This window comes from Zunongwangia sp. SCSIO 43204 (genome assembly GCF_019904275.1).
In the GTDB taxonomy this organism is placed as follows: Bacteria; Bacteroidota; Bacteroidia; order Flavobacteriales; family Flavobacteriaceae; genus Zunongwangia; species Zunongwangia mangrovi.
Genome location: NZ_CP063204.1, coordinates 231,558 through 243,334, shown reverse-complemented (window position 1 = coordinate 243,334; position 11,777 = coordinate 231,558). Strand labels below are relative to the sequence as shown.

Below are 11,777 nucleotides of genomic sequence, written 5' to 3'. Positions count from 1 at the left end.
CTTTTTTATATCGTTATTTTATGATTTTAGCCTTCATTTTTTTCCAACGTAAGGTTCTAATGAATTTTGCTTCTTCTTCGGAAACCAATAAATTTTCATTTCCTTTTTTCGCCTGAAAATAACCTTTTAAATACGCCGGAAATAAACTAAGATCATTTTTTAGAGTCGCCAATTTGGCTGAAGCAATTGTTGTAATCAAAAAACCGTAACCTAAGCGATAAAAAGCTTTTCCCTGTTTGTAGCGGGAAGCTTTGGTGTTATAGTTTGCTCCGGTTGGTTTTAGATGTTTTACGTGCAATTTTTCGGTAGTTTGTATTTCCCATCCATGAAACTGGGCTAAAAGTTCATCTACAGTATCCCAACCCATGGCAGGTTTTAATCCGCCAATAGCTATAAAACAATCTTTACGATAGGCTTTTAAAGCTCCTCTAATATGATCTTTATCGGTTAGATTTTCGATGATCCATTCTCCATTTTTTTCGATGGTACAATGGCCTGCAGCCATCCCAATTTTTGGATCTTTTCTGAAGATTTCGATGATAGTTTCCAGGTAGTTTTTAGGAAAAATAAGATCTGCATCAAATTTACAGATCAAATCATAATCTTCATCAAGATCTGCTAAGCCGGCATTAAAAGCATTGATCACTTTACTTCCAGGCTGATGCGCTTCAGATGAGGTTGTGTTTTTTAGCTGAATAAAAGGGTGATCTTCGATAAATTTCTGAACAATTTTTGGAGTTTCATCGGTGCTTTGGTCGTTTACCACCACAATTTTTGAAGGTAGAAATGTTTGTTTTACCAAAGACTGAAGCGTTAATCCAATAAAATCTGCCTCGTTATGTGCCGGAATGACGATATAAATTCTCAAAAGCTAAAGTTTAGCGTAAACTTACGATATTCTATAATTTCAGTATAAATTTTATAAACTGAACTTTTTCTAAAGAGATGCCTTTAAATGAGAATGATTTTATACCAATGCCACATTGCTCGTCTCTAGGTATTTTAATAGTAATCGATGTTTGAGTAGAGAATCATTGTTATAAGAGTTGTATCCTTAGTGAAAGTTTGATTAATACTCGATTTGATTTGTAGTTAAAGTAAATTCTTTGTTATTATTAAAATTAAAGGTGGTTCTAAAAATATAAGTGTTTACTTCAGTCTCTTTACTATCAAAAGATAGAACAATGTATTCTGGAAATGATTCTTTAAATCTCGATACAAATTCTTCTATAGTCAATTCATATTTTGCAAAAGTATGTTGACTATTGATTTCTGGAGTCAAAATAAATTTTAAGACATCAGAGTCGTTACTAATTGTATAAAATTCATCGTCATTCTTTTTTACCTCTACGGTAACACTCTCAAGCCTGTCATAATATGGTAATTGGCGGTCTATAATGAAACCATCTTTTGCATTTTCGGCATCTATTTTTCTATAATATTCTATTAAAGTTTCACGACTGTTAGATATGAAATCAAAATAAACTAAAATCTCATTCTTACTTATAAAGTCAGTTATTAAGTTTGGTTTAATTACAGGGAAATTATCAGGGCTTTGATAAATAGTTGCATAGTCTAAGTCGATTGTGTCAATAATAATTCCTTCTTCCATTATAGCTGTAATATCTGCGGAAGTTGTATCATTAGAGATGTCATCATCCTTGTATTCACAAGCGCCAAGTAGTAGTATACAAATAGAGAATAATACTTTTTTCATAGTTTAAGCTTATATGATTCTGTACTAGAGAGATACAAAAAAAGTGAAATGGTTGCGTGGTAGATCGAAGTTAAAGGTATTGTTAAGTGCAATTCCGGGAAAAAGGACACCGATTCGTCGTATTATTTTTTTAAGATTACGTTTTTCTATCATAAAACCAGCGTTTGCGATTAGTCGTTGTTGCTATTGCGGCTAGTTCTCAGCTTCTATTGAATTTTATATTATTTGATAATAATGTACTTTTGCACCAATGAGATTAGTTACTTTCTTTATATCATTCTTAGTTTTGTCCTTATCCAGCCTCCCTTGTTGTTTACTTGAGGAATTGGGAGAAAATTCAGTTTGTATAGAAAATCCATCTAATTCTCAAGACGACCTTGGTAGTAACGAAGTCTGTTCTCCGTTTCTTAATTGTGGAAGCTGTACTGGATTTGCTATTCAGGAATATTTAGAAATTACATTTATTCAAGACGAATTATCACTTACCGTATTACCTTCTTACGAAGAATTATTTAAAAGTGCCTACCAGAATTCTGATTTTAAACCACCAAAGACCCAGATTATATAAATTAGTTTAGTTCACGTGAAGTGGCGTATATATTATATAATTATTCAAAAATAAAATCAGTTTGAAAAATATCATTTTCGTATTGCTGTTTTTTACCAGTAATACAATTTTAGCTCAAAATCAATTTGAGACTACCATACTTAATGCGGAAACCAAGGAACCACTTTATGGAGTAACCTTAGGTATTCAAGAACTCAATATAGGAACTACAACAAATGAAGAAGGAAAGGCCATTCTTCGAAATATACCTGATGGAAAACACCAAATCATAATTAGATATATAGGCTTTGAATCATTATCACTAAACAGAACATTCCCCTTATCTGAAGAAGAAAATGATCAGGAAATTTTGCTTCATCCTTCTGAAGAACAGATGGAAACTGTCTTTATTGAATCTACTAGAAGTTCAAGAACTTTTCAAGATATTCCAACTAGAGTTGAGTTTATAGCCGGTGAAGAGCTCGCAGAAAAGGGAAATATGAAACCCGGAGAACATTCGTATGCTACTGAATGAAAGTACTGGTATTCAAACGCAACAAACATCGGCAACCAGTTATAATTCTAGTATTAGGATTCAAGGCTTAGATGGAAAATATACACAGTTATTAAGAGACGGACTTCCTTTATATTCGGGATATTCTGGTGGGTTAAGCCTAATGCAAATCGCACCTTTAGATCTTAAACAGGTTGAGGTAATCAAGGGAGCTTCTTCAACACTGTATGGTGGTGGAGCGATTGCTGGACTGGTAAATTTGATTTCCAAAACTCCGGAAGACGAGCAGGAATTAAGTTTTATGGCTAATTTAACTTCAGCATTGGGATTGGATCTTAGTGGTTTCTATTCTGAAAATTTTGGCAAATTAGGAACTACAGTTTTTGCTTCTTATAATTTAGGTACACCGTACGATCCTGCTGATAATGGTTTAACTGCAATCCCGAAATTTGAACGGTTCACCTTGAATCCCAAATTATATGCTGATTTAAGTGAAAATACCGATCTAAATATAGGCTTCAATTTTGTTACTGAGGATCGATTAGGCGGAGCTATGGATTATGCTGAAAATGAAAGCGGAACGGGTTATTTTGAAATGAATAATACCGAGCGTTTTTCTACTCAGCTATTGGGGAATCATCATTTTTCTGATAAAACGTCTCTTCAGGTAAAAAATAGTATCAGTCTTTTTGAACGACAAATTGAAATTCCTGACTATGCTTTTACCGGTTACCAGGTTTCTTCTTTTTCAGAATTAAATCTTTCAACTATTCAGGAAAAAACTGAATGGATAGCTGGACTGAATCTATGGACCGAAAATTTTGATCAAGAGCAGGGAGATCCAAATCAGGATCTTGGTTTTACTAATTATACCCTCGGAGCCTTTGTTCAGAATATATGGGATATTGAACAAGAGTGGACTTTGGAAACTGGTTTGCGTGGTGACTATCAAAGTAATTATGGATTCTATTTGTTACCCAGAATCTCTTTGATGTTCGAACCTTCCAACCAGTTAACGTTTAGAGCCGGTGGAGGAATGGGGTACAAGACTCCTAGCATATTTACCGAAGACGTAGAACGACTGCAATTTCAACAAGTGCTGCCTATAGATGTGGATGAAACAGATGCTGAACGATCTATAGGTTTTAATTTAGACGGAAATTATAAATGGCCCATTACCAATGATCTTAATCTCTCTACTAATTTATTGTTGTTTTACACCAGGATTAACGATCCTTTGGTTCTCAATCGGATGGGTGCATTTTATGAATTCACTCAGCCGGATGGTTATTTAGACAGTAAAGGAATTGAAGCCAACATGCGATGGAAGTATCATGACTTAAAGTTATTTGTAGGCTATACTCTGGCTGATGTTAATCAGCATTATAATGGCGATACACAGCAATATCCTTTAGTAGCCCAACATCGTCTAAATAATGTTTTAATGTACGAGAAACATGGCAATTTTTGGATAGGTCTGGAGGGTTACTACTACAGTAAACAGCAATTAACAGATGGAACTACAGGTAAGCCCTATTGGATTCTTGGAGTAATGACTGAGAAGAAATTTGGAGAAAAATTTTCACTATTCCTGAATTTTGAAAATATTCTTGATACACGCCAAAGTCGGTTTGATAGTTTGTATACTGGAACTTTAAATGATCCCAATTTCAAAGATATTTATGCCCCGGTAGATGGCTTTATAATTAATGGAGGCTTTAAAATAAAAATTTAAAGCCTAAATTTTTTAAGAATATCAGGCCTCTGGATTTAATTCCAGAGGCTTGTTATTTTTAATGAGTTTTTGAATCTAGGATTTTTGTACGCTTGCACACAACGGCCGCGCATAACACAAGTCGCGGGAAATTGGACTCGGAGTTGTCGGCTTATTGATTTTTTAAATGGTTTCTAAAAAAATAATCATTTTCACCAAAATACGCGCTATTTGAGTTATGCGCTGTTAGCCACTGGCTCAAGTTCCGAAATATCTCTTTTTTCTTTTTTGATTTTGAAGCTCAATTCTTTGCTTCAATAATCTTGGCGAATCAGTCTGATAAAAAATTTCTAAATCCTGCTGACCCAAAAACGTTTTAATTAAAATTTGTTTTGTTTTTTTAATGCTCAAACTATCTCCAATAGGTCTGAAAAATTGTTTTTCAAATTTTATAGAATATTCTCCATTCTTTAGTTCAGTTTCAAATTTTCCTAATGAATCAGTTTCTAGCATGTTTACTATTTTATTCTTTTCTGAAATTATAATTTTTACATTTTCTAAGGGAATCGAATCTTCTTTATTTAAAACAATTCCTTTTATTTCGTTATTTTCTTCTCTTCAGTTCTTTTTTTTCTACTAAAATTTCAGATGGTAGGCCAACTACATTTAAACAAATGATTTTGTCTTTTTTAAAAACGGAGCAACCATAAAATCCGAAAAAGATTAGGAATAATATTATGATCTTTTTCATAGGAGCTTGTGCTAACTAACGATAACAATTTTAGTTTGTTCTATTTTCGTTCAGCATAGACAGCATAATAACGCGGAGTGAATCTTCGCAAAATTGGTCGAATTCCGACTTTATTAACGGGATTGGTCCATTTTAAGCGGTCTTTTATTTCCCAGCCAGATTTTTCTAAAAGCCAATCAAATTGCCAGTCTTCAAACTCGTGATAATGGCGATCTCGCATATCGGTTTTACTACGATATGCTTCAGAAAACCATAATTTTAGCGGTACGCTGGCGACTAACTTTTCGGCTTTAATATTCTTTAAAACCGTATAAGGATTTAGTAAATGTTCAAAAATTTCAAAAGCGGTAACCACTTCAAAATCCTGCTTTACAATATCGAATTTCTCATCAAGATCTTCTCCGCCGGTATTGGTAACCTTATAACCTTCTTTCAGCATAATTTCAGAAAATGGATTTTTTACACCAAGATCCAAAATATGAGATGGAGCTGTAACGTGTTGGTTTAAAAATTCTAATGTCATCTGGAATCGTTTGCTGGGAAAGGTATGTTCGTACATGTTAATATTCGTAAACTATGGCGTTAATATTCATACCTGCGCCCACACTGGCTAACAGGATAATATCGCCTTTTTGCAATTCCTGATTATCAATTTGCTTATTGATCACTAAATCTAAAAGAGTAGGAACCGTAGCAACACTGCTGTTTCCTAATTCCTGAATCGTCATTGGCATCACGCCATCTGGAGCTTTTTCTCCAAATAGTTTATAAAAACGCTTTAAGATTGCCTCGTCCATTTTTTCGTTGGCCTGATGAATGAAGACTTTTTTTAAATCCTTAATGCTTTTACCACTTTTCTCTAAACAGGATTTCATGGCTTTAGGAACGTTTATTAATGCGAATTCGTAGATCTTACGTCCATTCATTTTTATATAACGCACATTTGGATCTGATTCCTGGTCATTAGATTTACCAAAGTAAATGTAATTAGCTTCGTTATAAGAATAAGTAGCCGATTCATGCGCTAAAATTCCGCCACCATCTTCACTGGCTTCAAGAATCGCTGCGCCGGCACCATCAGAAAAAATCATGCAATCACGGTCGTGTTTATCTACTACTCGAGAAAGAGATTCAGATCCTATTACCAGGCATTTTTTAGCCATGCCGCACTTAATGAATGCTTGTGCCTGTATCATTCCTTCTATCCAGCCAGGACAACCAAAAAGGACGTCGTAACACACACATCCAGGGTTTTTAATACGCAGGCGATATTTTACACGGGTCGCCATACTTGGAACGGTATCGCTTTGTATAGACCCTTTTTTTACATCACCGTAATTAGTGGCTACAATAATATAATCCAGGGTTTCTATGTCTACGTTAGAGGCTTCAATGGCTTTTTGTGCTGCAAGAAATGCGATATCTGATGCATTTAGAGTGTCGTCCAGGTAACGGCGTTCTGCAATACCGGTAATATCTTTAAATTTCTGAATTGTTTCCTCGTTAGAATGAGGAAATTCAGTTCCATCCAGATTTTTAAATTCATGCTGATGAAAATCGGCATTTTTCGTTATGACATTAGGGATATAGCTTCCCGTTCCAGTGATCTTAATATTCATCTTGCGTTTCAATTATTAAGTGAAGATAATAATTATATGTGGTTTTGCTAATAAAATGTTAATGCCTTTTTCTATTATCTATAAAAAAAGGCTATCAAATTTGATAGCCTTTCAATTTAATAATTTTTTAATCTTTATGCTTCCATATATTCCTCTATCGGAGGACAGGTACACATTAGATTTCTGTCACCAAATGCTTCATCTACTCGACGTACACTAGGCCAGAATTTATTATCTGCAATATATTCTAATGGGAACGCAGCTTTTTCTCGGCTATATGGGAAATTCCATTCGCTTGCGGTAAGCATTTTAATAGTATGCGGAGCGTTTTTAAGAACGTTGTTCGGCTCGTCTGCAGTAGATTCTTCGATCTCTTTTCTAATAGAGATTAAAGCATCACAAAAACGATCTAATTCGGCTTTGCTTTCACTTTCCGTAGGTTCGATCATTACCGTTCCAGCAACCGGGAAAGATACTGTTGGCGCATGGAAACCATAATCGATAAGGCGTTTTGCAATATCTGTAACTTCTATACCATTTTCTTTAAATGGTCTACAGTCTACGATCATTTCGTGCGCCGCACGTCCTCGTTCGCCAGAATATAAAGTTTTATAATGATCTGAAAGTCTTTCCTTAATATAGTTTGCATTTAGGATCGCATATTCTGTAGCTTTCTGTAATCCGCCACTTCCCAGCATTTTTATGTATCCGTAAGAAATTAGGCAAACCAAAGAAGATCCCCAAGGAGCTGAAGAAATAGCACCAATCGCTTGCTCTCCGCCAGTTTTAATAACCGGGTTTCCTGGTAAAAACGGAACCAATTGTTTTGCAACACAGATAGGGCCAACACCTGGGCCACCTCCACCGTGAGGAATAGCAAAAGTTTTATGAAGGTTTAAGTGACAAACATCTGCTCCAATATTTCCTGGATTGGTTAAACCAACCTGAGCGTTCATGTTTGCACCATCCATATACACCTGCCCGCCGTTATCGTGGATGATCTGTGTAATTTCTTTAATAGCAGATTCAAATACCCCGTGAGTAGAAGGATAAGTAACCATTAGAGCAGAAAGATTGTCTTTATGCTCAATCGCTTTTTCTCTTAGATCATCGATATCAATGTTTCCGTTTTCTGTTGCCTTTGTAACCACCACTTTCATTCCCGCCATTACCGCAGAAGCCGGGTTGGTCCCGTGAGCAGAAGAAGGAATTAAACAAACATTACGATGTCCTTCGCCACGAGATTCGTGATATGCTCTAATTACCATTAATCCTGCATATTCTCCCTGTGCACCAGAGTTTGGTTGCAAAGAAGTTGCTGAAAAACCTGTAATTTCGGTTAATTGATCTTCTAATTCTTTAAGAACGATCTGGTAACCTTCAGCTTGTTCTACAGGAGCAAATGGGTGAATATTTCCCCATTGTGGGTTACTAAGTGGTAACATTTCTGAAGCTGCATTTAGCTTCATGGTACAAGAACCTAAAGAAATCATCGAATGATTTAACGAAAGATCTTTACGTTCTAATTTTTTGATATAACGCATTAATTCAGTTTCTGAATGGTATGCGTTAAAAACTTCGTGAGTTAAGAAATCTGTTTTTCTTGAAACAGCTTCAGGAATAGCGTTTATTTCTTCTAATGCTGAAAGTGCTTCAGTTTCTTTACCGGCTACTTCAGCAAAAATTGAAGCTACCGTATTTACATCTTCTGTAGTTGTTGTTTCGTTTAAAGCAATAACAACAGTTTCAGCATCTGGATAGTAGAAGTTATATTCTTTAGCTTCCGCAGCAGCTTTAATTTTTTCAGCATCTGCTTTTACCTGAAGGGTATCAAAATAAGCTGAATTTACCTGTTCGAAACCTAATTCCTCTAGTTGAGAAGCTAAGTTAGTAGTAGAATAGTGAACTGTATCAGCAATATATTTCAATCCATTAGGACCGTGATAAACGGCATACATTCCAGCCATTACTGCAAGTAAAACCTGCGCGGTACAAATATTAGAAGTAGCACGATCACGCTTAATATGTTGTTCCCTGGTTTGTAAGGCCATTCTTAAAGCATGATTACCATCGGTGTCTTTTGTTACCCCAATAATACGACCAGGAAGGTTTCTTTTGTAAGCCTCTTTGGTCGCGAAATATGCAGCGTGTGGCCCACCGTAACCTAACGGGATTCCAAAACGTTGCGTAGTTCCTACAACCACATCTACACCTAATTCGCCAGGAGCCTGTAGTTTTACTAAACTTAAAATATCTGCGGCTACTGCTACTTTTATAGAATTTTCGTTACAATTATTTACAAAATCGGCATAATCGAAAACCTGGCCATATTTCCCTGGATACTGAATTAAAGCTCCAAAGAATTCAGCTGAAAAATCAAATTCAGCATGATCGCCAAGTACGATTTCGATACCTAAAAATTCTGCACGAGTTTTAATTAATGAGATCGTTTGTGGTAAAACCTCTTCAGAAACAAAAAACTTATTTACATCGTCTTTCTTTTGTTTACGATCTCTAACTGCAAACAACAATGCCATAGCTTCGGCTGCTGCAGTAGATTCATCTAAAAGAGAAGCATTGGCAATTTCCATCCCGGTAAGATCGCTCACCATAGTTTGGAAATTCAATAAAGCTTCAAGTCTTCCCTGGGCGATTTCTGCCTGGTATGGCGTATAAGCCGTATACCATCCTGGATTTTCTAAAATATTACGTTGTATTACCGCAGGTAAAATTCCCTGGTGGTAACCTAGGCCAATGTAAGATTTAAAAACCTTGTTCTTAGCAGCCAACTTCCCAATATGCTCTGCGTATTGATTTTCACTAAGCGCTTTTGGTAAATTTAGGGGCTGTTTTAAACGAATATCGTCTGGGATTGTTTCGTAGATAAGCTGCTCTAGACTATCAACACCGATAGTTTGAAGCATCTCTTTAAGATTTTCTTCTTTAGGACCAATGTGTCGAAGGGCAAAAGAATCTGTTCTCATTAAATAAAATAGTTGTGTTTTTGATGCCGCGAAATTACATAATTTCAACGTAAATATTTAAAGATTAGGGGATACACTTTTAAAGATTTTTTAACGTCTGCTAAGTTGTTGATATTTAATGAAATTGAATATCAATTGAATCTCATTTTAGCGAATATTAAACTGAATTTTTAAATCGCTATTTTAGCCCTGTGAAATGGCTTAAAAATCTCTTTGAACTCTATATAAATTCTAGCATTCACACCGGGATCGCGGTGGTTTGTTTTACTCTGGTCACTTTTTTGGAATTTGGGATAGAAATCGATAAAAACCTGCTGGGTTTTATTTTCTTCGGAACGATTACCAGCTATAATTTTGTAAAATATGCTAGTGTAGCCAGATTACATCATTCTAGTTTAGCTGAAAATCTTAAGATTATACAGGTTTTTTCTTTTTTCTGTTTTATAGTGCTTTTATGGTTTACGCTAAAGCAAGATTACAAAACCTTGTTTGTGTCTTCAATTTTAGGAATGCTCACATTGCTTTATGCGACGCCGGTTTTAAAGGGACATCAAAATTTAAGGAATATCGCCGGGATTAAGGTTTTTGTAATTGCTATAACAGCAACAGGAACCGGAGTTTTATTGCCGCTGCTACACCAATATGAAGTCTCCCTTCAGGATAAAATTTTAGTCATTTTTCAACGAATCTTGATTCATATTGTACTCATGCTTCCATTCGAGATTCGGGATCTTAGATTTGACGATCCTTCTCTAAAAACCATTCCGCAGTTATTAGGTGTAAAAAATACTAAGATATTTGGAAGTGTTCTTATGATGTTGGCAGTTGGTATTTCTATTTTTAGAACGAATATCGGAAACCAAAGTTTTGCCGGTTTGTGTGCTTTTTCTGTGGCAGTAATTGGGATGCTTTGGGCTTCAAGAATAAAGCAAAAGCCGTTTTATGCTTCGTTTTGGGTAGAAGCAGCGCCCGTCTTCTGGGTGCTTATTTTAGTTATTCTGAATGAGATTTTTTAAGTTCTTCTTCAATAGCGTTACGCCAGCATTCTTTTTCATCTTCACTACAACACTTAAGTTTTGCTTTTTCGATAAGCTCTGTAAGCCTGGTGTTCTTCTCACTGTATTCTCTACAACGAGGGCATTCTGCCAAATGCTCTAGCAACTGAAGTTTTTCAATCTTATCAGCTTCTTTATACTGGCCTTTATCACAACAGCATTCAGCCTTATCACAATCAATATATTTCTTTTCTTCCTGCATAATTAAAACCAATTTTGTTCCAGACAGGCAGCTAATGCCGTTCTGGCTCTGTGGATTATCACCCAAAGGTTAGACGGAGTAATGTCGAATTCTTTACAAATAACTTCGGTATCTACACCATCTATCGTTTTCATCTTAAAGATTTCAGCGTGTTTAGAATTTATTTTTTCTAAACAATCTAAAATTGCCATCCCAAGTTCGGTATTTTCCATATCGTCTTCGGCGGTTTTATCAAATTGATCGGCAACCTGCTCTTCCAGCCAGTCACCGTCATTTTCACCGTCACGATAATTAATATGAACTTCAGCCTGACCTTTTTTCGAATTCATCTTACGGTAATGGTCGATAATCTTTCTTTTAAGGATTGAAATTAACCAGGTTCTTTCACTGGCTTCTCCCTTAAAATTCTCCATCGATTTAAGGCCGGCAAGAAAAGTTTCTGAAATAAGATCGTTGGCAATCTCACGATCATTTACTCTTACAATCGTATAATTGAAGAGATAATCTGAGTATTTGTCTACCCACTTTGTAGGATCTATGGTATGCGTTGACATTGTTTTTGTCGTGAGATTATCAGTCAAAAATAAGAAAACTTATTTACTCTGAATAATGGTTTGTATGCTATGAATTTTTTTGGATTTAAAGTGGTAGTCATTCCGGACTTGATCCGGAAT

General features: G+C 35.5%; 12 protein-coding genes. 4 read left to right on the top strand and 8 right to left on the bottom strand.

What is annotated here, in order from left to right:
- Positions 1-13 precede the first annotated feature (13 nt).
- The gene (locus INR75_RS01200; RefSeq protein ID WP_223090432.1) at positions 14-868 is read right to left on the bottom strand and encodes a glycosyltransferase family A protein; all 855 of its coding nucleotides are present in this window, start codon (positions 866-868) and stop codon (positions 14-16) included.
- A gap of 201 nt (positions 869-1,069) precedes the next feature.
- Positions 1,070-1,717 (bottom strand): hypothetical protein, encoded by a 648-nt coding sequence (locus INR75_RS01195; protein ID WP_223090431.1) that lies wholly within the window; start codon positions 1,715-1,717, stop codon positions 1,070-1,072.
- Between the two features lie 250 nt (positions 1,718-1,967).
- Here INR75_RS01195 and INR75_RS01190 point away from each other — a divergent pair, with 250 nt between their 5' ends.
- From INR75_RS01190 to INR75_RS01185, 3 genes are all read left to right on the top strand, one after another.
- Positions 1,968-2,285 carry a hypothetical protein gene (locus INR75_RS01190; RefSeq protein ID WP_223090430.1) on the top strand — a complete coding sequence of 106 codons (318 nt, stop codon included), beginning with the start codon at positions 1,968-1,970 and terminating at the stop codon, positions 2,283-2,285.
- A gap of 61 nt (positions 2,286-2,346) precedes the next feature.
- Positions 2,347-2,799: a carboxypeptidase-like regulatory domain-containing protein gene (locus INR75_RS20565; RefSeq protein WP_370629872.1), complete on the top strand. Its 453-nt coding sequence runs from the start codon at positions 2,347-2,349 to the stop codon at positions 2,797-2,799.
- Positions 2,786-4,513, top strand: a complete 1,728-nt coding sequence (locus INR75_RS01185; protein WP_370629871.1) for a TonB-dependent receptor plug domain-containing protein — start codon at positions 2,786-2,788, stop codon at positions 4,511-4,513. Before INR75_RS20565 ends, INR75_RS01185 begins: the two co-directional genes overlap by 14 nt.
- A gap of 237 nt (positions 4,514-4,750) precedes the next feature.
- On the opposite strand, the gene INR75_RS01180 is transcribed toward INR75_RS01185, so the two are convergent.
- The 4 genes from INR75_RS01180 to gcvP all read right to left on the bottom strand — a co-directional run bounded on the left by INR75_RS01180 (position 4,751) and on the right by gcvP (position 9,846).
- On the bottom strand, positions 4,751-5,005 hold the full coding sequence (locus tag INR75_RS01180) for a hypothetical protein (protein WP_223090429.1): 255 nt from the start codon (positions 5,003-5,005) through the stop codon (positions 4,751-4,753).
- 278 nt (positions 5,006-5,283) lie between these two features.
- Positions 5,284-5,802 carry a methyltransferase gene (locus tag INR75_RS01175; RefSeq protein WP_223090428.1) on the bottom strand — a complete coding sequence of 173 codons (519 nt, stop codon included), beginning with the start codon at positions 5,800-5,802 and terminating at the stop codon, positions 5,284-5,286.
- A 1-nt stretch (position 5,803) separates the two neighbouring features.
- On the bottom strand, positions 5,804-6,862 hold the full coding sequence (locus tag INR75_RS01170; RefSeq protein ID WP_223090427.1) for a 3-oxoacyl-ACP synthase III family protein: 1,059 nt from the start codon (positions 6,860-6,862) through the stop codon (positions 5,804-5,806).
- A gap of 134 nt (positions 6,863-6,996) precedes the next feature.
- A complete protein-coding gene (gene gcvP, locus INR75_RS01165) occupies positions 6,997-9,846 on the bottom strand; it encodes an aminomethyl-transferring glycine dehydrogenase (protein ID WP_223090426.1) in 2,850 nt (949 codons plus the stop codon).
- Positions 9,847-10,037: 191 nt separating this feature from the next.
- Here gcvP and INR75_RS01160 point away from each other — a divergent pair, with 191 nt between their 5' ends.
- Positions 10,038-10,862: a hypothetical protein gene (locus INR75_RS01160; protein WP_223090425.1), complete on the top strand. Its 825-nt coding sequence runs from the start codon at positions 10,038-10,040 to the stop codon at positions 10,860-10,862.
- On the opposite strand, the gene INR75_RS01155 is transcribed toward INR75_RS01160, so the two are convergent.
- The gene (locus INR75_RS01155; RefSeq protein ID WP_092543221.1) at positions 10,840-11,103 is read right to left on the bottom strand and encodes a zf-HC2 domain-containing protein; all 264 of its coding nucleotides are present in this window, start codon (positions 11,101-11,103) and stop codon (positions 10,840-10,842) included. The genes INR75_RS01160 and INR75_RS01155 overlap by 23 nt on opposite strands.
- 2 nt (positions 11,104-11,105) lie before the next feature.
- Complete coding sequence (locus INR75_RS01150) at positions 11,106-11,657, bottom strand: sigma-70 family RNA polymerase sigma factor (RefSeq protein WP_092543219.1); 552 nt, start codon at positions 11,655-11,657, stop codon at positions 11,106-11,108.
- Positions 11,658-11,777: the final 120 nt, after the last annotated feature.